General features: G+C 43.7%; 17 protein-coding genes. 12 read left to right on the top strand and 5 right to left on the bottom strand.

Features of this window, described 5'->3' with window-relative positions; translation table 11 throughout:
• Positions 1-251 precede the first annotated feature (251 nt).
• Positions 252-1,127, bottom strand: a complete 876-nt coding sequence (locus tag HMPREF2685_RS09335; protein ID WP_070466523.1) for a LysR family transcriptional regulator — start codon at positions 1,125-1,127, stop codon at positions 252-254.
• 111 nt (positions 1,128-1,238) lie between these two features.
• Entirely contained in the window at positions 1,239-1,589 is a 351-nt protein-coding gene (locus HMPREF2685_RS09330; protein ID WP_023919061.1) for a helix-turn-helix domain-containing protein, read from the bottom strand.
• 392 nt (positions 1,590-1,981) lie between these two features.
• Here HMPREF2685_RS09330 and HMPREF2685_RS09325 point away from each other — a divergent pair, with 392 nt between their 5' ends.
• On the top strand, positions 1,982-3,607 hold the full coding sequence (locus tag HMPREF2685_RS09325; RefSeq protein WP_070466726.1) for a malolactic enzyme: 1,626 nt from the start codon (positions 1,982-1,984) through the stop codon (positions 3,605-3,607).
• Between the two features lie 82 nt (positions 3,608-3,689).
• Positions 3,690-4,637 (top strand): AEC family transporter, encoded by a 948-nt coding sequence (locus tag HMPREF2685_RS09320; RefSeq protein WP_070466521.1) that lies wholly within the window; start codon positions 3,690-3,692, stop codon positions 4,635-4,637.
• 90 nt (positions 4,638-4,727) lie between these two features.
• Here HMPREF2685_RS09320 and HMPREF2685_RS09315 read toward each other — a convergent pair whose 3' ends face one another.
• Together HMPREF2685_RS09315 and HMPREF2685_RS09310 are read right to left on the bottom strand one after the other, a co-directional pair.
• Positions 4,728-5,537 (bottom strand): Cof-type HAD-IIB family hydrolase, encoded by an 810-nt coding sequence (locus HMPREF2685_RS09315; protein WP_070466519.1) that lies wholly within the window; start codon positions 5,535-5,537, stop codon positions 4,728-4,730.
• A 12-nt stretch (positions 5,538-5,549) separates the two neighbouring features.
• A complete protein-coding gene (locus HMPREF2685_RS09310; protein WP_070466517.1) occupies positions 5,550-6,293 on the bottom strand; it encodes a DeoR/GlpR family DNA-binding transcription regulator in 744 nt (247 codons plus the stop codon).
• A gap of 177 nt (positions 6,294-6,470) precedes the next feature.
• Here HMPREF2685_RS09310 and HMPREF2685_RS09305 point away from each other — a divergent pair, with 177 nt between their 5' ends.
• The 10 genes from HMPREF2685_RS09305 (at position 6,471) to HMPREF2685_RS09260 (ending at position 21,720) form a co-directional block, all read left to right on the top strand.
• Positions 6,471-7,040 (top strand): sugar O-acetyltransferase, encoded by a 570-nt coding sequence (locus HMPREF2685_RS09305; protein ID WP_049474101.1) that lies wholly within the window; start codon positions 6,471-6,473, stop codon positions 7,038-7,040.
• Positions 7,037-7,801, top strand: coding sequence for a nucleoside phosphorylase (locus HMPREF2685_RS09300; protein ID WP_070466515.1), 765 nt, complete (start codon positions 7,037-7,039; stop codon positions 7,799-7,801). Before HMPREF2685_RS09305 ends, HMPREF2685_RS09300 begins: the two co-directional genes overlap by 4 nt.
• A 31-nt stretch (positions 7,802-7,832) precedes the next feature.
• Entirely contained in the window at positions 7,833-9,215 is a 1,383-nt protein-coding gene (locus tag HMPREF2685_RS09295) for a TrkH family potassium uptake protein (protein WP_070466513.1), read from the top strand.
• 9 nt (positions 9,216-9,224) lie between these two features.
• Complete coding sequence (locus HMPREF2685_RS09290; RefSeq protein ID WP_003008667.1) at positions 9,225-9,890, top strand: potassium channel family protein; 666 nt, start codon at positions 9,225-9,227, stop codon at positions 9,888-9,890.
• A 122-nt stretch (positions 9,891-10,012) separates the two neighbouring features.
• The gene (locus tag HMPREF2685_RS09285) at positions 10,013-10,771 is read left to right on the top strand and encodes a CPBP family intramembrane glutamic endopeptidase (protein WP_024055058.1); all 759 of its coding nucleotides are present in this window, start codon (positions 10,013-10,015) and stop codon (positions 10,769-10,771) included.
• 146 nt (positions 10,772-10,917) lie between these two features.
• Positions 10,918-13,149 (top strand): glycoside hydrolase family 31 protein, encoded by a 2,232-nt coding sequence (locus HMPREF2685_RS09280; protein ID WP_024055057.1) that lies wholly within the window; start codon positions 10,918-10,920, stop codon positions 13,147-13,149.
• Between the two features lie 68 nt (positions 13,150-13,217).
• The gene (locus tag HMPREF2685_RS09275) at positions 13,218-14,825 is read left to right on the top strand and encodes an alpha-glucosidase (RefSeq protein ID WP_024055056.1); all 1,608 of its coding nucleotides are present in this window, start codon (positions 13,218-13,220) and stop codon (positions 14,823-14,825) included.
• A 588-nt stretch (positions 14,826-15,413) separates the two neighbouring features.
• Positions 15,414-17,663: a 5-methyltetrahydropteroyltriglutamate--homocysteine S-methyltransferase gene (metE, locus tag HMPREF2685_RS09270; protein ID WP_021153812.1), complete on the top strand. Its 2,250-nt coding sequence runs from the start codon at positions 15,414-15,416 to the stop codon at positions 17,661-17,663.
• A gap of 112 nt (positions 17,664-17,775) precedes the next feature.
• Positions 17,776-18,651 (top strand): methylenetetrahydrofolate reductase [NAD(P)H], encoded by an 876-nt coding sequence (metF, locus tag HMPREF2685_RS09265; RefSeq protein ID WP_021153811.1) that lies wholly within the window; start codon positions 17,776-17,778, stop codon positions 18,649-18,651.
• 132 nt (positions 18,652-18,783) lie between these two features.
• A complete protein-coding gene (locus HMPREF2685_RS09260; protein WP_070466511.1) occupies positions 18,784-21,720 on the top strand; it encodes an ATP-binding protein in 2,937 nt (978 codons plus the stop codon).
• 142 nt (positions 21,721-21,862) lie between these two features.
• On the opposite strand, the gene hutG is transcribed toward HMPREF2685_RS09260, so the two are convergent.
• Entirely contained in the window at positions 21,863-22,855 is a 993-nt protein-coding gene (gene hutG, locus HMPREF2685_RS09255) for a formimidoylglutamase (RefSeq protein ID WP_024054987.1), read from the bottom strand.
• Between the last annotated feature and the right edge of the window lie 58 nt (positions 22,856-22,913).

Genomic DNA, 22,913 nt, shown 5'->3' with positions numbered 1-22,913 from the left:
AACTTGTCAACGGTATAATAATCAAGGGTTTCCGAGCTTTTTATATCTCTAATTATTAATAAAAAGTCGAATAAGTGAAATATACACAAAATAATTTAATTATACAATACATGCGAAAGAAAATAGGATTCCTAGCAATTTGCAGGAATCCTTATTTTATCGGCATTTCTACTCTATTTTTTAGTCGTAAAAAATACTAGCTAGTCACTTTATTTATGTTTCTGCATTAGCACTAAGAACAAAGACTACGACTAGTTTAGTAATTTTTCAAAGAATTGGATGACCTCCGGTTTGAGATTACTTTCCTTCGGTTCAACTAGTGAAACGTAAAAGCTGATCCGTTCATTTTCTGCCATCGGAATCGCGATCAGTTCTTCTTCACCATCTGTTAGTGCAAGATCTGCTAGTAAACTGATCCCCACTTGTTTACGAAGGAGTTGTTTTAGAAGCTGAATATCATCCGTCTGAAAGAAGGGCGTAGCCTCATGGTGATAGCGCTCATTCAACTGTTCAAAGGCTTTTAAATGAACAAAGTGCTCGTCTGGAATGATAAAATCTTCATCGATGACGTCTGAAAATTGTAATACTTTTTTTGAGGCTAGTGGATGGTTGTGATGAAGGATATAGAAGAGATCTCGTTTGGCCATTTCTCTTACCTGGAAGCGATGATCTTTAATCGGTTCTAAACTCCCTAAAAAACTAGCATCTAGTTCTCCTTTGGAAAGCATTTCTAAAAGTTCAACAGATCCTTCTTGGACAGGATGGATACTTTGAAGAGCTGCAACATTACTGATAAAGGCGGGTTGTTTTCGGACAAGATAGTCAATGATGATTGGTGGGAAACCAACCGTATTGAATTGAGAGAGACTCCGGAGGATCTCTTTTTTGGCCCCTTGAATCTCAGGTAAGACCTTTTGAATATGTCGTAGCAAGATTTCTCCTTGGGGCGTCAATTTGAAAGTACGATGAGAAGGATCGTGCGCGATTAATGGACAGTGAAATTCCTTTTCTAGTCGTTTAATCGCATAGGAAACGGATGGTTGACTGATCCCGTGTTTTTGGGCAACCCCAGTAAAGGATTGCTGTTGACTAAGATCAAAAAAATAATAAAAGTCCTTAAGATTCATTGGGCTCCCTCTTCTAAATAGACAGACATGGATAAGCAAAAATTATCCGTGATAGCTAATTTGACTATATGATTTTTTGTTTGTTACAATCTGAGGTGAGTCAGAGGACAATTAAAGGCTATCTAAAAGATCTTCAAAAATCGTTAGGATCTTTTCCCTTTTTCCAACTGGAAGTTGTTTAATTTTCATGTTTACTCTCTTAAGTGAAAGGCTGTCAGTAGGATCTGAAGACGCTTCGAGTGAATCAAAATTGAAGAATTCTTCAGGCGTTAACTCAAGAGCAGAAATGACTTTTTCAAGACTGTGAATGGTCAGATTCACGTTTTGATTTTCCAATTGATTGATGTATTTTAATCCAAGATCTGCCCGTTCCGATAGCTCCTCTTGACTCATGTTTTGTTTTTTTCGCAAATATTTGACCTTTTGCGCTATATACCGTTGTAAATAATGTTTTGTTTTCATGTAACCAGAATACAAGTTTTAAATGACAAAAATAACACCTTAAACAAAACAAAGTATTTTATAACAAACATATTTTAGATTTATTATCTATGGTTTTTATAGGTATTGATCATCATAAGTGGAAAAAAGAGTACCTGAAAACAGTGGATCTTTTGATGAGAATAACCTTCTAAAAGGTGGAAAGGAACAGGCTTTTTTAAGAGATGACCGTGACTATCTAGGAAGTGATGGATAAACCTATTATTTTGTTATCTATTGAAATCGCATCATTTTCGGTTGTATCGCCTGAACTTTCATTGAGTGATTCATTCATATTGTATCATATATAGAACAAAGTGTCATTTAATGCAAATAAGTGGTATAATAAATTAAACTAATAAGGAGGTCACATGATGACTGCACATGATATTTTAAACAACCCTTTCCTCAATAAAGGAACTGCCTTTACTTTAGAGGAACGTAAGCAACTAGGTCTCATTGGCCTCCTACCACCTTACGTTCAAACCATTGAAGAACAAGCAGCGCAAACTTATGCGCAAATGCAAACAAAGGTTAATGATTTGGAAAAACGTTTGTTCCTAATGGAAATTTTTAATACAAATCGTACTCTATTTTACTACCTATTTGCTCAACATTTGGAAGAGTTTAATCCCATTGTTTATGATCCAACTATTGCCGATACCATCGAAGGCTATAGCGATCTTTTTGTAGACCCACAATATGCGGCCTATCTTGACATCAATCACCCTGAAAATATCGAAGCGACTTTGAAAAATGCAGCGGGTGATCGTGAAATTCGTCTTATTGTTGTGACAGATGCAGAAGGTATTCTCGGTATTGGTGACTGGGGTACAAATGGTGTCGATATTTCTGTTGGGAAACTGATGGTCTATACTGGAGCTGCAGGAATTGATCCTTCAATGGTACTTCCTTTGGTCATTGACGCAGGTACCAATCGTGAAGAACTTCGTAACAATCCTAATTACTTGGGAAATCGCCACGAACGTGTGCGTGGTGATCGTTACTATGATTTTATCGATCAATTTGTCCAAACTGCAGAACGTCTTTTCCCTAAACTCTACCTTCACTGGGAAGATTTCGGTCGCTTAAATGCTGCCAACATCCTTGAAAAATATCGAAAACAAATCCCAACCTTTAACGATGATATCCAAGGAACTGGTATTGTAACCCTTGGTGGGATCTTTGGGGCATTGGATATTACAGGTGAAAAATTAACGGATCAAGTTTATCTCTGCTATGGTGGTGGAACTGCTGGTGCAGGGATTGCTTCTCGTGTCCTTCGTGAAATGGTTAGTGAAGGTCTGCCTGAAGAAGAAGCTTATAAACGCTTCTTTATGGTCGACAAACAAGGTCTCCTTTTTGATGATATGGATGACTTAACGCCGCAACAAAAACCATTTGCTAAGAAACGTTCTGATTTTGCCAATGCAGATCAGTTGACGGACCTTCTTGAAGTAGTGAAGACGGTTAAACCAACCATTCTTGTGGGAACTTCAACTCAGCCAAATACTTTCACAAAAGAAATTGTAGAAGCTATGTGTGAAAACACTGAACGTCCTATCATTTTCCCATTGTCAAACCCAACCAAACTAGCTGAAGCAAGTGCCAAAGATTTGATCGAATGGTCAGACGGAAAAGCATTTGTTGCAACAGGAATTCCAGCTGGTACAGTTTCCTATAAAGGTGTGGACTACGTGATTGGTCAAGCGAATAACGCACTGATTTATCCAGGTCTTGGACTTGGTATGCTGGCTTCTGAAGCGAGTCTGTTGACGGATGAAATGATTGGCGCTGCCGCACATTCATTGAGTGGTATTGTCAATCCAGGCGAACCAGGAGCACCAGTCTTACCTCCATTCAAGTATGTAGCTGATGTGTCTATCAAAGTAGCAGAAGCAGTTGCTAAAAAAGCGCAAGAACAAGGTCTTGCGCGTGCTCAAGAAACAGATATGGCTAAAGCGGTCCGTGATTTGAAATGGTACCCAGAATATAAATAAGTAAATGGGAATGGGGTGTACGAGTGCGACGGGATGCCTCGTACACCTTTTGTGTATGTCTTGTTAGATAGAAAGGGAGACTATGGAAATCTTTTTAACGTCAATTCAGAGTATTGTACCCATTATCGTCATCATCATTCTTGGTTATTTCTTGCAAGTCCGCGGTTGGTTCCAAGAGAGTTTCGGAAATGACTTGTCTAAGCTCATTATGAACGTGGCCATGCCTGTTGCAATTTTCACCTCTGTTCTTAAATATTTAACTTTAGATAAGCTGATTAGCTTGTCTGGCGGTTTGTTGTACACGTTTATCGCCTTCATTCTTGGTTACCTAGCGGCCTTTATCGCAGTGAAAGTTTTTAAAGTGCGCCTAGGTCGTCGAGGGACTATGATTAATACCTTTGTTAATGCCAATACCATATTTATTGGTTTGCCTTTAAATATCGCTTTGTTTGGAAATCAAGCCCTTCCTTACTTCTTGGTTTATTATATTACAAATACAGTATCTACTTGGACATTAGGTGTCTATCTGATGACTTCTGATAGTAAAGAAGGGGCTTCAAAACAGGCTCAAACATTTAATTGGAAGAAGCTTTTCCCAGCTCCTTTATTAGGTTTTCTCGTAGCCCTCGTCTTTTTGGTGTTGCGTATTCCTGTTCCAAGTTTTGCGGAAAGTACCTTGACTTATATTGGTAGTTTAACAACGCCCTTATCTCTTGTCTATATCGGTATCGTCCTAGCTAAGGCAGGACTTAAGACGATTCGCTTTGATAAAGATACCATTATCACACTGGTTGGTCGTTTTATTCTTGCACCGGTCATCATGCTCTTGGTTCTCAAGTTCTTCTCTCCAAATATGGTGGCACCAGAATTTAGAACCTTTATGATTCAATCAGCAACACCAGCCTTGGCAGTTCTTCCTATCCTTGCCAATCAAGGTAAAGGCGATGTTGAGTTTTCAACGAATGTGGTCACTCTCAGCACAGTCTTATTTGTGATTGTGGTTCCAATTCTGCAGACATTGTTGGGATAGCATTTATATGAAAATGATGTAGTTTTAGTGCTATACATTCGTCAAAAAGGACGTCGGGTATTATACTCGACGTCCTTTTTAAACGGATGACTAGATCAACACATAGGTTTCAACCGCTTGCCCAGCCCCGTTTTCATTATTGTCCTTTGTCACGACTGCTGCTTCGTCTTTCACCTCTTGAGGAGCGTTGCCCATAGCGACACCGATGCCTGCTTTTTTGAGCATAGGAAGGTCATTGAAGTTGTCCCCCATGGTGAGGACTTCTTCTAAGCTCAAGTGGTAGTGGTTGGCGAGTTCAACCAGAGCATCCTCTTTAGAGACGTGCTTAGCAGTAACTTCTAGGTAGTTGGCTTTGGAGAGATAAAAGGCGGTAGAAGGGAAGTCATCGGCAGAAATAGCACGATAGAGGGCTTGGATCTCTTCTGCATCTCCAATTAAGAGCAATTTGTGGAGGGGCTTTGTCATATCCAGCAAAGGATCCAATAGGGGAAGAATAAGAGGTTTTTCCCCTGTAATCCGGGCTTCCTCTCGGCTCCATTGGTCGAGATGATCGGTCATCCAGTCTTTTCCTCTATAGAGGTTGATCGAAACTTGAGGGAAGTGTTGGTTGGCCCAGTCGATAAACTGACGAGCTTCATTCTTGTCTAAGGGATGCTCAAACAGAACCTGCTCGCCTTTTTGAATCAAGGCCCCGTTGTAGCAGGCCATGGGGCAGTCTTCTATACCGAGTTCTTTGGCAATGGGTGCCATTCCTTTGGGGGAGCGAGCAGAGGCTAGCACGAAAGGGATCTCTTCACGCTTTAAATCTGGGATCAATGCTGCCAACTCTGGGTCAATCTGATGGTGGTCATTTAAGATGGTGCCATCGATATCGCTGATGATGAGACGAATGTGAGACATAAAGATTACCTCCTAATAGAGAATAGTGGTTTCGTTGCCGACTTGTTTAAGGATGTCAGGGCTTGGTTTTTGATCAGTAATCCAATAGTCAAATTGTTGGAGACGAGCGAGATAGTAGTTGGCATGTTGGTGGAACTTGGTACTTTCTGCCACCAGCACCTTGGTACGAGTCCGCTCAAAAACGAGAGACTTGACTGCAACGTCTTCAGCATCCTCAAAGGTGACTTCGCCATTGGCTAAGCTACTCGCTCCAAAAAAAGCGAGATCAAAGCGAAGATTGTCCAGTATTTGTGCTTGATTCGCGTCATAGTAGAAGCGGTTTTTAGGGTAGAATTTTCCTCCTAAAAGATGAAAGTCAACCTGGGAATGGCTACTGAGCTGGATGGTATTGTCAAGGGAATGCGAATAGACTGTGACTTCCTTATTAAGCAAGCCAGCAAGCAGGGTCATCGAGGTAGAAACGTCGAGAAAGATCACTTGGCCATCTTGGATCAATTGCAGGGCCTTTTGAGCCATAGCAGTCTTTTCCTTGTTGGCTTTCTGACTACGGTCTAGGTAAGAAGGGCCGGGTTCTTTGTTTAAGGGGAGGAGTCCACCATGGGTCCTGCGGACCAGCTGGCGCTGACTAAGGAGAGCGAAGTCTCGACGGATGGTATCTTTTGAGACCTTGAAATAGTCGACCATTTCTTTAGCCGATAGCTGTTTTCGCTCTTCTAAGAGTTCTAATATTTTTTCGAGTCGTTGTTCCTGATACATGAGCTCGCTCCTTGTTTCTGTTCTTGCCTATATTCTACATCATTTATTAAGTTAATGCAAGTGTTTTTAATTATTTTTAAGCATTTATGATCTTTTTCCTTGTAAAGCCTTATTCTGACGTTTGTTTTAAAGGGGAAATTCTGCTATAATATGTCAAAATAACGTGGAGGTTTCCTTATGGCCAGTGAATATGAAAAAATGATTGCGGGTGACTATTATAGACCTGCGGACCCTGAATTACGGGCTTTGGCAAAAGCCTCTCGGGAGAAACAAGAGGCCTTTAACCAAGAGGTGGATCCTAAAAAGGGGGCATCCATCATCAAAGAGTGGTTTGGATCAACCGGTGAAAACCTCTATCTCAATCGCCAGGTTCTTGTGGATTATGGGGGCAACATCCATATAGGAGAAAATTTCTATGCCAATTACAATTTGACCATGTTGGATATTTGTCCCATTACGATCGGAAAGAATGCCATGATTGGTCCTAATTGCCAATTTTTGACACCCTTGCACCCACTGGATCCAGACGAGCGCAATTCTGGTCTGGAGTATGGGGCACCAATTACGATAGGAGACAACTTCTGGGCAGGAGGAGGGGTCACCATCCTTCCTGGTGTCACGCTGGGTGACAATGTGGTCGCTGGCGCAGGAGCAGTGGTCACAAAATCCTTTGGAGACAATGTGGTCCTTGCAGGAAACCCAGCCCGTGTCATCAAAGAAATACCCATTAAAAAGGAGAAGGGATGATCCAAAAACATGAAATTCCTATTTTAGAGTTTGATGACAACCCGCAGGCAGTCATTATGCCGACCCATGAGGGACTTGATCTGCACCTACCTGAAAAATGTGTGTATGCTTTCTTGGAGGATGAGATTGATCGCTTTGCCAAAACTGTTGGAGCTGAGCAAGTGGCTACCTTTGTTTCAGCTACCAAGGCTTATCCAGTCTATGTTCTGGAGCACCAAGGGGAGAAAGTCTGCTTGGCACAAGCGCCAGTTGGATCTGCACCTGCTGCCCAATTCATGGATTGGTTGATTGGCTATGGGGTGAGGAAAATCATTTCCTCAGGAAGCTGTGGCGTCTTGGTGGACATAGAAGAAAATGCCTTTTTGATCCCGACCAAGGCCTTGCGAGATGAGGGAGCCAGTTACCATTATGTAGCGCCTTCTCGTTATATCGAAGTGGACAGTCGTGCACTGACCGCCATTGAAACTGTCTTGAAAGGAAAAGATATTCCTTATCAAGAGGTCATGACCTGGTCGACGGACGGTTTTTATAGAGAAACACCTGACAAGGTGGCCTATCGCATTGAAGAAGGGTGTCGTGTTGTGGAGATGGAGTGTGCCTCACTTGCAGCAGTCGCCCAGCTTCGTGATGCAGTTTGGGGCTTGCTCCTATTTACCGCAGATTCTCTTGCAGACCTAGAAAATTATGACCAGCGTGACTGGGGGGCTGAAGCTTTTGAGAAGGCCCTAGAATTGTGCCTAGAGATGGTTCATCACTTGTAGGTCTTTTCACTTTTTATGATACAATGAAGCTATGTTAGTCAAATTATTTTTTAAACAATGGCAGGCCAAAATTAAAAGCCTGTCTCCGGCAAGGCGAATCTTTCTCAGCTTTGCCTTGGTTATCCTGGTGGGCTCGCTCTTATTGAGTCTGCCTTTTGTCCAGCAAGCGAGCTCAAAAGCAGGCTATATCGACCACCTCTTTACAGCGGTCTCCATGGTCTGTGTGACGGGGCTCTTTACCCAGTCGGTGGCTTCGACCTATAATGGTTTGGGGCAATTGATCTGTATGCTCTTGATCCAGATCGGAGGCCTAGGGATCTTGACCTTTATCGGTCTCTTCTTTATGGAAGGTCGTCAAAAGCTCAGCTACAAGGACCGACAGACCATCCGGGACAGCTTTAGCTTTAGCAATAACCAGAGCTTAGCCCGTTTTGTCCGCTCCATCTTCATTACCACCTTTACCATCGAAGGGGTGGGGGCCTTGCTCCTCATGAGCCGCTTTATCCCTCGCTTTGGCTGGGGGCATGGGATCTTTAACTCCATCTTTGTTGCGGTCTCGGCCTTTTGTAATGCGGGCTTTGATAATTTTGGAGGCGATAGTATGATGAGCTTCCAGACCGATTGGTTGGTCAATCTGACCTTGTCTGCCCTTATTATTACTGGGGGCTTGGGCTTCATGGTCTGGTTTGACCTAGCGACCAAGGCCCGCAACCAATCTGGACGCCGGACTCTTCGCTTTCATACCAAGGTGGTTCTCTGGTTAACGGCTGCTATCCTTCTGTTTGGGACAGTAACCAGTCTCTTGACAGAGTTTGATAATCCAGCAACGATTGGCTCCCTGCCATTGGGAGAGAAGATTTTGGTCAGCTTCTTCCAAACTGTCAGCATGCGGACGGCTGGCTTTGCCTCACTGGATTATACAGCAGTCCGACCTGTGACACTCTTTGTCTATATCCTCCAGATGTTCCTAGGTGGGGCACCAGGTGGGACAGCAGGAGGGATGAAGATCACCACCTTCTTGGTCTTGATCCTCTTAGCTCGCAAGGAATTGCTCGGGTTGCCTCATACCAACCTAGGCAAACGAACCATCGCACCAGACTTGGTGCAACGTTCTTTGGGCACAGCAGTGATTTTCCAGTTGACCTTTATCCTGGGGCTCTTTGGCCTTTGTCTTGTGACGCCGGATGGTCAACGTTTTCTGTACTTGGTCTTTGAGGTGGTATCGGCTTTAGCGACAGTGGGCGTAACGGCCAATGTGACCTCGACCTTAAATGGAGCAGGGCTGGGGATCATCATGGTGCTCATGTTTATCGGTCGGATCGGCCCCTTGACCCTTATGGTCAGCTTGAACAATTACAAAGCCAAAAAAGCAGATGCCTTGCAATATGCCAAGGCAGACATCATTATCGGATAGGAGAGACTTATGGCAAATCGAACCATTGGAATTCTGGGCTTAGGGATTTTTGGACAGAGTGTCTTAAAAACCCTGCAGGACCAGGATGTGGATATCATTGCAATTGACGATCATGAAGATGTGATCAACCAGTATGAATCTATGATTACAACTGGGATTGTTGGAGACATTACGGAAATGGACCTCTTGGATGCGGCAGATATTGGGAACTGTGACACAGTCGTCATTGCGACGGGAGAAAACTTGGAATCAAGTGTCCTGGCGGTCATGCACTGTAAGGCACTTGGCGTCGAGCACGTCATTGCCAAGGTCAAGAATGAAGTGACCAAGGAAGTCCTTGAGAAGATTGGAGCTGATTTGGTCATCCTACCAGAGGTAGAAGCGGGGATGTCCCTCGCTAAGATGATCCTCTTCCAACACGGGATTGAAGTCTTCCAGTTGGATGAAGCAGTGGTGGTGGCTGAGTTTACGGTTCCAGCTAGCTGGGTAGGAAAAAGCCTTCAGGACTTGGCTGTCAGAGAGGAGTACCATCTCAATATTATCGGCTATCGAGATGCGGAAGACCAACCGCTTCATATTCAGATTGGTCCCGACTTTATCTGGCCTGAAGGGGTGCGCGTGATGGCAGTGACAGACAACCAATATTTAGATAGAATCCAAGATTTGTTAGACTAATAGTGTAATGGAAACGGCCCAAAGGTCGTTTTTTTCTTCTCTAGGTTAACTCTTCTTTAAGCATTGATTGCTAAAGTAAGAGAAACAAAAATACTTCCATTGTGGGAATAGAAGGATGAAAGATGACATTTTTTAACAGAATACGACCCAAACAGCCCTTAAAAGAGCTCAAATGGTTTGATATTGGCATTGTGACGGTCATTCTCTTTGGGCAATTCATTGTCCGCTCGACCCAGCTGTTTTTAGCCAGTTTTCAGCCAGTTGCGCAGACTGCAGTAGCCACAAGCAGTAGCAGTACTGCAAGTGAAGGAGCTGCTTATTCCAGCAATATGACCCTGCAATTGATCTTGCTGGCTCTAGCCCTTCTTTACTTGCTGCTCCGTCGCTTTGATTTTAAACAATTGCCGATCCGCTTCAAGTGGTCCACCTTGATCTGGGTGCCCCTGCTCTTTGCAGCGATGGGACTTTTTGGAGATGTGATCTCAACGGTTTCGGGTGAATACAATTACCTAAGTCCGAGTCTTTGGCCTTTTATCGATCCTATGCAGATCCTCCATAAGTTCATGGCTTTGAGTCCCATGGCAATTGCTTATGGTTTGCTCAATGGATTTTATGAAGAATTTTTCTTTTTGGGCTTAATGACTTCGGTAAGTGAGAAGAACAAATGGAAGGCGCTGGCCTTTTCAACTCTGATCCGTTTTTCTTTCCACACCTATCAGGGGCTTCTCTGGGCCCTTGTGATTGGCGTCATTTATGGACTCTTTTATTACTTCATGTACAAGAAGGTCGTCAAGAATCTCTTGCCATTTTTCCTCATGCATGCCTTGGGAGATATGTTTGGCTCGAGTCTTATGTATCTCTTGATCAATTGGGGAAGTTGATCTTATAAAATTTTAGGAAAGACTCTGTCAAGTGTTGACAGGCCTTTTTTTGAGTGCTATAGTAAAATCGTAAGCGCTTACCTAGTGAAGCGGAGCAGATAAAAAGCGGGCAGTCAGATGCCCTATAAAAAGAGGAGGAAAGACAAATGGCAGGATCAGTGATACAGGGAGATAACTACCGAATCTCCGTATTAACGGAATCTTTGGTTCGCTTAGAATACTCAGAGGATGGTGTTTTTGAAGATGGTCAGACGCAAGTTGTGCAAAATCGTGATTTTGGACCTGTTGCTTATGAGGTCGTAGAGACAGAAGAGGTCCTCGATCTGCATACGGAGCATCTCCACCTTCATTTTGAAAAGGGACCTTTTACACCGGATCGGCTTTTTATTGAGCTCAAGGGTCAGTATGCAGTCTATGGTAGCCGGTGGCACTATGGAGATCAGCCTGAGACCTTGAAAGGTACCAGTCGGACGCTTGACGAGGTCGATGGAGCTATGGAGTTGGAAGATGGGATCTTGAGCAAGGCCGGTTATGCTCTTTTGGACGATTCCAGTTCCTACTTGTATGATGTCGAAAGCGGATTTAGAGCACGGTCATGTTCAGAAGTGGATCTGTATTTCTTCGGTTATGGGCGCGATTATCTAGGGGCCTTGAAAGATTTTTACCATCTGACGGGACAACCACCCCTCTTGCCACGTTATGCTCTGGGAAACTGGTGGAGTCGGTATTGGCCTTATACCAGTCAGGAGTACACAGATTTAATGGATCGTTTCAAAGCTGAAGGGGTGCCTTTGGCTGTCAGTGTGATCGATATGGACTGGCACAAGACAGCAATTCCTGCTCGCTTTGGAAGTGGTTGGACGGGCTATAGTTGGAACCGGGACTTGATTCCTGATCCAGCTGCCTTCTTACATGGTCTGCATGAGCGTGGTTTAAAGGTGACCTTAAATGTCCATCCAGCAGATGGCATTCGCGCCTTCGAAGATGCTTACCCCAAGGTCGCAAAACGCTTGGGATTAGATGCGGAAAAAGAAGAAGCGGCTAGCTTTGACTTTTACAGTCCAGCCTTTCGCGAAGCTTATTTCGAAGATGTCCACCATCCCTTGGAAAATCAAGGAGTCGACTTTTGGTGGATTGATTGGCAACAGGGAAGTCATGGCAAGATGGATCCCCTTTGGTTGTTAAATCACTATCATTATCTAGACAATTGCCGAAAAGGCCAAGCTGGTCTCATCTTATCGCGTTATGGGGGTCCTGGCAGCCACCGGTATCCGATCGGTTTTTCAGGGGATACCATTGTGACTTGGGAATCCCTAGCCTTTCAACCCTATTTTACCAGCACAGCTTCAAATATCGGCTATACGTGGTGGAGTCACGATATTGGTGGCCATATGCGGGGTTACTATGATGAAGACTTGGCTCTTCGCTGGTTGCAGTTTGGGGTCTTTAGTCCGATCAATCGTCTCCATAGTTCTTGTAATGCCTTTAACAGCAAGGAACCGTGGTTTTACTCGCCTGAGACCTGTCGCTGGATGAAGCAGTATTTGCGCCTGCGTCACAGCTTACTGCCTTATCTTTACACCATGAATGTGGCGACGCATGAAGAAGGACTGCCTTTGGTTCAGCCCCTCTATTACCATTACCCAAACGAAGAAGAGGCTTATGAGGCTAAAAATCAATATTTCTTTGGTAGTGAACTCATGGTGGCCCCAATTACCGAATCGCTGGATCCGGTCTTTCATAGTGCTTCTGTGAGTGTTTGGTTCCCAGACGGAGTTTGGTATGATTTCTTCCATGATTGGAAGTACGAAGGAAAAGGCAAGCTTACAGTCTTTAGAGCTAGCCAGGATATTCCGGTCTTTGCGCGTGCAGGAGCCATCATCCCTATGGATGCACAACCGCAGACAGGGGTAGAGCTCCCAGAAATGCTGGACTGGCATCTTTTCCCAGGTGACAATCGTTCCTTCGTACTCGTTGAAGGAGAAGGAGATAACAGGGTTGAAACCCGCCTAACTGTCAATTGGGATGAAAGAAAGATTAGGCTGGATTTAACAGGTGATCTAACGTTGCTTCCTGAAAAGAGACAGCACCGGTTCTTCCTCCATACCTTAAAGACAGCCCCTATCTTAGTAGACAATCAAAGTCAAGAAATTGCGATGGGTGAGCTGCAATCGCGTCCTACTGCAAAAGAAGATCGGATGTTTGAGCTCTTGAAATCTGCCAACCTGGCCTACGATAGGAAGAATGAATTATTTGCGGCTTGTTCAACAGCCAAGGATTGGAAACAGTTGATGAAGATCATTACACCTTTAGAGGAAGGTTTGCGTCAACGTCTCTTTGAAGTGATTTATTCCAGTGAAGAGAATGAAGACTTGTAAATTCTTGCAATTTTACCCCTATTTTTGTATGATGAAAGTGATTTCACAATCATAAAGGAGAAGAAAAAATGGAACAAAAATGGTGGCATAATGCCGTAATTTACCAAGTTTATCCAAAGAGTTTCAAGGATAGTAATGGCGATGGCATCGGAGATCTCAAGGGGATCACGAGCAAGCTAGACTACTTGGAAAAATTAGGGGTTACAGCGATCTGGCTCTCACCAGTCTACAAGAGTCCCATGGACGATAACGGCTATGACATCTCGGATTACGAGGATATTGCCTCCATCTTTGGTAGCATGGAAGATATGGAAGAATTGATCGCAGAAGGCCATAAACGCAAGATCAAAATCATCATGGATTTGGTGGTCAACCATACCTCTGATGAGCATGCTTGGTTTATCGAGGCGCGTGAAAACCCAGACAGTCCAAAGCGGGATTTCTATATTTGGCGCGATGAGCCCAATGGCATCATTTCTGCTTTTAGTGGCTCTGCTTGGGAATTTGATGAAGCATCAGGCCAATACTACCTGCATAACTTCAGTAAGAAGCAACCAGACCTCAACTGGGAAAACGAGGAGCTTCGTCATCAGATCTATGACATGATGAATTTCTGGATTGACAAGGGAATTGGTGGCTTCCGTATGGATGTCATCGATATGATCGGTAAGATCCCAGATCAGGAAATCATCAGCAATGGTCCCATGCTCCATCCTTATTTGAAGGAAATGAATCAAGCGACCTTTGGCGATAAGGATCTGCTCACCGTGGGAGAAACTTGGGGAGCGACTCCAGAGATTGCTAAGCAATATTCCAATCCAAAAAATCAAGAATTGTCCATGGTCTTCCAATTTGAACACATTGGTCTTCAATACCAACCGGGTCAACCAAAATGGCACTACGCCAAGGAATTGGATGTGCCAAAATTGAAAGAAATTTTCACCAAGTGGCAGACGGAATTAGGAAAAGACGAAGGCTGGAATTCCCTCTTTTGGAACAACCACGATCTCCCACGGATTGTGTCAACTTGGGGGGATGATGGCGACTACCGTGTCAAATCTGCCAAGGCTTTAGCTATTCTGCTTCACTTGATGAAGGGAACTCCGTATATCTATCAAGGGGAAGAAATTGGGATGACCAATTATCCATTTAAGACCCTCGAGGATGTGGAAGATATCGAGTCAATCAACTATGCCCATGAAGCCTTAGAAAAAGGAGTGCCACTCGAAGTGATCATGGATCAGATCCGCCATATTGGTCGGGACAATGCACGGACACCGATGCAGTGGAATGATGAAGCAGAAGCTGGCTTTACGACAGGTCAACCATGGCTTGCTGTCAACCCAAACTACAAAGAGATCAATGTTGAGGCTGCTCTAGCAGATCCAGACTCCATTTTCTATACCTACCAAGCTCTGGTGGCCTTGAGAAAAGAGCATCCTTGGCTTGTGACGGCTGATTATGAATTGGTGGACGCGGCAGATAAGATTTTTGCTTACAAGCGGGTAGAAAGAGAGCAAGCCTACCTCGTCGTTGTCAATCTCTCAAGTCAAGAGCAAGACTTACCGCTTGTCAATGGAGTTGAAGAGGTTCTCATTGCCAATACCAAGGTGGAGCAAGTCCTCGAATCAGGCAAGTTAGCCCCTTGGGATGCCTTCTGTGTCAAATTAGCCTAATACAAGTAAAAAAATAGAGGAAATTCCTTCCTCGTAGAAGCAGGTCTTTCTCAGTAGAGAAGGCCTGTCAGAATGAGGACGAAGTCATCTAAAAAACTTTCCTTAGGTGAATACGGACGTCAGCGAACTTCGAAGAAGTTCCATGACTTAGTTTTGAGCCTAAGGTCTCAAAACTCCCGAGTGCTAGAAACAAAAGTGTTTCTAGCACTTTTCTCACGGCGGAAAGTTTCAGTAGTTGATAGAATCATTCTAACGAACACATTTTTATAGAATTTCTTAGATTTGTAAACAGAAGCAGTTTGTTTATGCTTGCACAGGTCTTTCTCGATAGAGAAGGCCTGCTTTACTTTTTAGAGGCCGTCCTTCTAGCGGAATCCGCTCAAAATCTGCTCAAAAATGGTTTAGGGACGCTTGGGCTATAGGAAATATTTATAAGGAGTCCTAGTTTTTGCTTTTGAGCTCTGGTCTCAAGGCCCATTAAATCTGTGTTATAGTTTTTGGCTATATCAAAATTCGTGTAAAAGCAATTATACAAGATGCCTATCTTCTGATATGATAGTGTCAATTAGAATTTTTGGAGGACACAACATGTCAACTACAATTATCGGTTTCCCACGTTTGGGTGAATTCCGTGAATTAAAATTTACAACTGAAAAATACTTTAGAAAAGAAATCTCAGCAGACGAGCTCTTGGCAGCTGCTAAAGACTTGCGTGCTAAACACTGGAACATTGTTAAAGAACAAGGCATCTCAGAGATTCCTTCAAATGACTTCTCACACTACGACAATTTCCTTGATGCAGCCTTCCTTTTCAACGTCGTGCCTGCATCTGTTCAAAACTTGGATTTGACAGACCTTGAACAATACTTCGCTTTGGCGCGTGGTTACCAAGGTGAAAAAGGGGATGTGCGTGCCCTTCCAATGAAAAAATGGTTCAACACCAACTACCATTACATCGTTCCTAAATTTGAAAAAACAACAGAAGTGAAATTGGCTGGTCACAAGATTTTTGATGAGTACCAAGAAGCTAAAGAATTGGGGATCAACACTCGTCCAGTAGTCGTTGGACCATTCACTTTCCTTCAATTATCTGACTTTGAAGATGGTGTGAAAGATGAGGACTTCGTCGACAGCTTGGTTGCTGCTTACCAAGAAGTCTTTGCCAAATTGGCTGAGCTTGGTGCGACTCGTATTCAACTCGATGAGCCAGCTCTTGTCAAAGATTTGTCAGCTGAAGAAAAAGCTCTCTTCTTGAACCTCTACAACAAACTCTTGGCTGACAAGAAAGGTCTTGAAGTCTTGATCCAAACTTACTTTGGTGATGTTCGTGATGTCTACAATGACCTTGTAAACTTGCCAGTAGATGGTATTGGTCTTGACTTTGTTGAAGGCAAGAAAACACTTGAATTGGTGAAAGGTGGCTTCCCAGCTGATAAGACCCTTTATGCAGGTATTGTCAATGGGAAAAACATCTGGCGCAACAACTATGAAAAGAGCTTGGAAATCTTGGATCAAGTTCCAGCTGAAAAGGTTGTCTTGACGACTTCTTGCTCCCTTCTTCATGTGCCATTTACAACGGCTAACGAAGATTTTGAACCAGCTATTTTGAACCACTTCGCCTTTGCAGTTGAAAAATTGGGTGAATTGCGTGACTTGGATGCCATCCGCAATGGTCAAGGGGCAGAAGCTCTTGCTGCCAACAAAGAACTCTTTGCAACAGAACGCGTTGGAGCAAATGCTGAACTTCATGCTCGTATCGCAGCTTTGACAGAAGCAGACTACACTCGTTTGCCAGCTTTCGCAGAACGGGAAGAAATCCAAAAAGAAGCCTTCAAGCTTCCAGCACTTCCAACAACTACCATCGGATCCTTCCCTCAAACTAAGGAAGTACGTGCCAAACGTTTGGCCTTCCGTAAGGGTGAATTGACACAAGAAGAATACGATGCCTTCCTTGCTGAAACGATCGACGAATGGATCAAATGGCAAGAAGAAGTTGGATTTGACGTGCTTGTACACGGTGAATTCGAGCGGAACGATATGGTTGAGTACTTCGGTCAAAACTTGTCTGGTTACCTCTTCTCTAAAAACGGTTGGGTACAATCATACGGTATGCGTGGGGTGAAACCACCAATCATCTGGGGTGATGTGACTCGTCTTAACCCAATCACTGTCAAATGGTCTAGCTACGCACAAAGTCGTACGGATAAACCTGTTAAAGGGATGTTGACTGGACCTGTTACCATTCTTAACTGGTCATTCCCACGCGAAGATATCTCTATCAAGGATTCTACTCTTCAAATCGCTCTTGCTATCAAGGATGAAGTTCTTGACCTTGAAGCTGCAGGCGTGAAAATCATCCAAATCGACGAGGCTGCTCTTCGTGAGAAATTGCCACTTCGTCGTAGCGACTGGTACGAAGATTACCTTGACTGGGCGATTCCAGCCTTCCGTTTGGTACACTCAACTGTAGCGCCAGATACACAAATCCACACTCACATGTGTTACTCAGAATTTACAGATATCATCCCTGCTATCGACAACTTGGATGCAGACGTTATCTCATTTGAGGCAAGCCGTTCAAACCTTGAAATCTTGGATGAGTTGAAAGCGAAAAACTTCCAAACAGAAGTTGGACCTGGGGTTTACGATATCCACTCACCACGTGTCCCACAAGACGGTGAAATTGATCACACCATCGAAGCAATCTTGGCCAAAGTACCAAGTGGCAAAGTTTGGATCAACCCTGACTGTGGTTTGAAGACTCGCGGAATTAAAGAAACAAAAGAAAGCTTGATCAAACTAGTGAATGCCGCTAAAGAAGCGCGTGAACACTTGTAAGAAATGTTTCGAGGACCTTCTATCATCGTGTAGAGGGTTTTCGACTCATCCCTTATCCTAGAAATAGTGGCTCAGAGTTCTTGATCAAAGAAACAAAAGAAAAGGATAGAATATGTCACAACACACACCGTCTCTGTCATTTGAAGTTTTTCCTCCAAATCCTGAAGTAGGCAATGCCAAGCTCTTACGTGCCTTGGCCAATATGCAGGAGCTAGCTCCTCACTTTATTAGTGTGACTGCTAGCAATAATAAATACAATATCAAAGAGACGACGGTTGCTTTAGCCAATTACATTCAAAATGAATTGTCTATTCCGACGATTGCTCACTTGCCAGCCGTCTATTTGAGCAAGGAAAAAGTGGCCGATACTCTTCATGAGTTAGATGAAGTAGGGGTTCATCGGATTTTGGCTCTGCGTGGGGATATTATCCCTGGTGTGGAACCTTTAAAAGACTTTCGTTATGCAACGGATCTGATTGAATTTATTAAAAGAGAAGCTCCTCATTTTGAGGTGATTGGTGCTTGCTATCCTGAGGGACACCCAGATTCTCCAAACCAAATTTCAGATATTCAAAATCTTAAAAAGAAGGTAGATGCAGGGTGCTCTAGCTTGGTCACTCAACTTTTCTTTGACAATGAGCGTTTCTATGATTTTCAGGATAAGTGTACCTTGGCTGGGATCGATGTTCCTATTCATGCAGGAGTGATGCCGATTCTCAACCGTAATCAGGCTCTTCGTCTCCTTAAGACTTGTGAAAATGTTCATATCCCACGGAAGTTTAAAGCCATTCTGGACAAGTACGAGCATGATCCAAAGTCTCTTCGCGCAGCTGGCTTGGCTTATGCAGTCGATCAAATCGTTGATTTGGTTACTCAAGATGTGGCAGGTGTCCATCTTTACACCATGAACAATGAAGATGTCGCTTACCACGTCTACCAAGCGACAAAGGATTTATTTGCTCATCAACCGAATTTTGAAGTGAATTAATCAACACTTTTAGTAGGAAGTGTAGAGATTGAGAAAGAATCGTTCTCAATCTCTTTTTATTTGGATAAATCACTTGCTAAAAGCCAACTTTTTTTTTATAGTATAACTAAGACGATTTTGGAGGCGCTTGCAATGAAGAAAGATCTCACATTAAAGTTATTTGGACCCCCTAAGGTTGTTTTCAATCAGAAAGATATTCGGTTTTCTTTTTCGAAGATGGAGGCCTTGCTTTATTATTTAGCGGTCATGGGCCAAGTTAACCGTGATGAAATAGCCGGTATCCTTTGGGGAGCTAAGGAAAACCAAGTAGCTCGCAAAAACTTACGGAATACGGTTTACCAAGCCAATAAAATCTTTGAAGGAGATATCATTGTCTCTCCAAGTCGGAGCAGTTTGGCCCTTAATCCTGACTTGAATCTTTCGCTGGATGTTCAGCTCTTTGAAAGAGATCCACTAAGTGCCTTGGATCTCTATCGGGGGGATTTTTTGGAGGGCTTCTATGTCAAGGATGATGAAGACTTTGATCAGTGGGCTTCTCGTAAACGAGATGCTTATAGGAAGCTCTATGTCGAAAGTTGCTATCAAAAAATTGAGCAGGTCGGTTTTGCAGATCCTAGTATAGAACTCTTGCTCCATCATTTGGTAGAGCTGGATGAATTTGAAGAGAAAAACTACCAGCTCTTGATGGAGTACTATAGCTTCCATCATCAGCTAGGAAAATTTTTTGAGACCTATTATAAACTAGTCGATTTATTGGATCGCGAGCTTAGTGTGCGTCCCAGTCGAGCAATTGAGGAACTTTATCACTCCGTTTTGGAAGCCAAACGAACTCATAAACTGAGTCATCGCTTAAATATCCATGAACTTCCCTTCTTTGGTCGGAAGCAAGAACTCTCGCAGCTCGAGGAATACCTCTCTTTAGTCGAGAGGGGTGAAGCGGTAGGCCCTTTTCTGGTGATGGGGCAATCTGGAACAGGTAAGAAACGTCTCTTGCGGCAGTTGGTCTTGATGTCCAATCGCAGTTTTAATTTTATCAAGGTGGAAGGAAAAGCTACTAGCCAGCGCTACGAGGGAAGCAACTGGAATGATCTCAGACAAGCGCTAGAGAAACTGGGGGATGAGATGGGGATTTCCCTTCTGGAAGAGGAGGATGATCTCATTTCGGTATGGAATCAGCTTCAGGGCCTTAGCAAAGAAAAACCGCTCCTGATTCTGCTTGAAAACGCCCAGTGGATCGATGCAGTGTCTCTAGAAAAAGTGAAACAACTAGAGGAGCGAAGAAACCAGGAGAAATGGCAACTAATTTTTACAGCTGAAGAGCCTCTGCCAGCTTCCTTCGTCAACTTCTTGGGGAGCTTGAAGGTAGAGAAAAGGCTGTCTCAACTAGAGTTGACCAATTTTGAGCCAAGTGAAAGTCGTGCTCTCTTGAAGGGGGAACTGGGAGCAATAGAGCCGGCAGTGATGGAGCAGATGGTCGAATGGAGTGAAGGCAGTCCGTTCTTACTGTCCAGCTATATCGAAGAGTGGAAAGAAAATGAAAATTTAGAACCCTTGCCTGATATCATTCAAGCTTATCTTACTCAGGAGCTTGGGGATATGAGCAGCGAGGAAGAGGCTCTTCTACACTACCTATCTTGTTTTCATAAGCCGATTTCTCTGTCTATCTTGGCAGAATTGACGGCTACAGAGCTTCCTGTTTTGACAGAATTAATCGAGCCTTTATCTGAAAGAGCGATCGTCTCAATCGTAGAAGAAGGAGAGGCTCTCATGGTTCAATTCTGCAAGCAATTGGTAGCCATGTACTTTTACCAACTCCTCTCGCCAGCTAGACGGCGCCTCTTCCACCAACAAATTGCGCAAAAATTGGAAGAAAGCTTAGAAGATTCGACGGACCTTCTTCTTTATAAGGAAATTGCCTACCAATACAAGCAATCCCAAAATCTTTTGCGTTCCATATCTTTTGAGTTGACCTATTTAGAAGAAATCCTTCAGCTGGAGCATGAGCTGTTTCCGATTTATTCCAAGGCAGATGAGGGGTTCCTATCAGATGGTACAAATAGCCATTTGGACATTTTTGGAGAGCTATCCCGCATACACCAAGAATTAGATAACCTCTTTTCAAGGCATCAAAGAGATAGAGAATACAAGTATTTACAACTGCGTTACTTGTACTTAGAAGGTCGCTATTTTATTCGAAGTGGGGAGTATCAAAAGGGGATTCATGATATCCAAAAAGTCATCTCCTATGCGCGGGAACTCAAGCAATCCGACTTCCTCTTAGAGGGTTATCGGCAAATCATTTATTATTGCATTCAAACGGAAAATATCTCTGAGATGGCCTATTATACAGATTTAGCTTTGGAAGATGCCATCCAAGCTAATAATCATGAGGTCATCGCGATCCAGTTGCGTTTGAAGGGCTTGTATCACCTGATGGTTGGGGATGAGGAGCAGGCGACCCGGCATCTGTATCGCTCCATTGATTGCTTTAGTTTGACCAATAGCATGCAGGCCAAGTATGCCATTCAAATTGCGGCTTCTTTGGCCTACCTCGCTGAAATCGAGCAAGTGAGAGGCCATTTCCAAGTAGCCGTCACCCACTTAGAAGAGGTTCTGCGTTTAGTGGGGGATCAAGCTGTTGATTCCGTCCGTGTCGTCTTTGATATTGATCTTGGGATCGCCTATTATTGGAAGGGAGATTTGATCCAAGCTCGCCTCTGTTTTGATAGAGCCCAGAAGATTTTATCCAGTGTTCGATTCCCTTGGAAGGAAGAATTGCTCGAATTTTACCAATCCTTGATTGCTTGTCAGCAAGGGGATCAGGAGAAGGTTGCGGCTTATCTGGCTCGAAAAGAAAGGACGATGAATCCATCTGCCAATTCGCGGGATAAGGGGATGGTTCATTATCTATTAGCTTTCTTATCTGATCAAAAGGAGAAAGGAGAAGAGCTCGCTCCTGCCCTGATCACCTTCTTGAAAGAAGATAAGAATTACTACAAGAAGGTGGCAGAGCAACACTTGAATCCCTACAGAGATCGTCAGTTTCTTAAGAAATTAAAAGACATGTAGTGTCTCTTATCTAAATCATAAGTGAAGGATAAGAGGCCATGCCTCCTTTCAGGCAAAGATCAGTGTGCCTGAAAATGAAGAAAAAGCATAGAAATACCCTAGCAATGGTGATTTCTATGCTTTTTATGTGTGTAAAAATTTCTTAGTTCAGTTTTTGTTGCGCCAATATTTGGGTCAAGTAAAAGATAAAGGTCGCAGCAAGATTTGAAGTATGGTTGTCAATGTCATGAGGAGGAGAAACTTCCACGACATCAAATCCGATTAGCTTGCCACTAGCAGCAATGTGTTGGAGAAGCAGAAGGGCTAGTTTAGGATCGACACCAAGTGATTGGATGGCGCTAACACCAGGAGCAGAGCCGACCGCAAAGCAATCCATATCAATAGACAGATAGATCGCGGTTTGGTTTTCTAAAAATTGATCGATTCGATCCAGAATGGCTTGGTGGCTCATCTGGAAGAGATCTTGGCCTGTTAAGAAATCAATGCTTGGTGTTTTAGCAACGTAATTAAAGAGGAAGAGGTTATTATTGTGCTCTTGGATCCCAAGGATGAGGTAAGGGAAGTCCTGACCTTTTTCTTTGGCATGATCAGCCATTTGACGAAAACCTGTTCCAGAGTTGGGCCCGGTTTGGTCGTAAGGACGCAAATCAAAGTGGGCATCCAGATTGATTACAGCCAGTTGTTCATCTTTTTCTAAACTGGATTGAATCCCTAGATAGTGGCCGTAAGCAGTTCCGTGACCGCCTCCTAGGACAATGGGTTGGATCCCTAATTGGTACATGCGCTGGATCGCTTGTGAGAGACTTTCTTGGAGTTCTTCTAGTGAATGGTTGGGCCCGTCAATATTTCCCACATCATACACTGTCACATTGGTTCCCCAGTGCCATGGAAGTTTAGCGATTTGAGAACGGATGGCTGTAGGCCCCTCGACTGCTCCTACGCGCCCGTTGTTGATATAGACTCCTTTGTCGCTCTTAAAGCCGATGATCCCAAAGGTCATCCCCTCAAATGGAGTGAGGGTCTCGTCGTTCAGGTCTAAAAATTTGGTGACCATTCCCCATTTGGCAGTGTAGGGATTGTCCTCGATGCTACCTTGGTAGTAGCTATAGGTCATTGGATAGTAGTTTGTGAGCAAGCTTGTCGCCTCCCTTATTTTTCTGAAAGCAGGCAGAGGCTGAGAAGATCGCCAGCCT

The organism is Streptococcus sp. HMSC074F05, from assembly GCF_001808725.1.
Classification (GTDB): Bacteria; Bacillota; Bacilli; order Lactobacillales; family Streptococcaceae; genus Streptococcus; species Streptococcus parasanguinis_I.
This window is presented reverse-complemented; position numbering and strand designations above follow the sequence as displayed.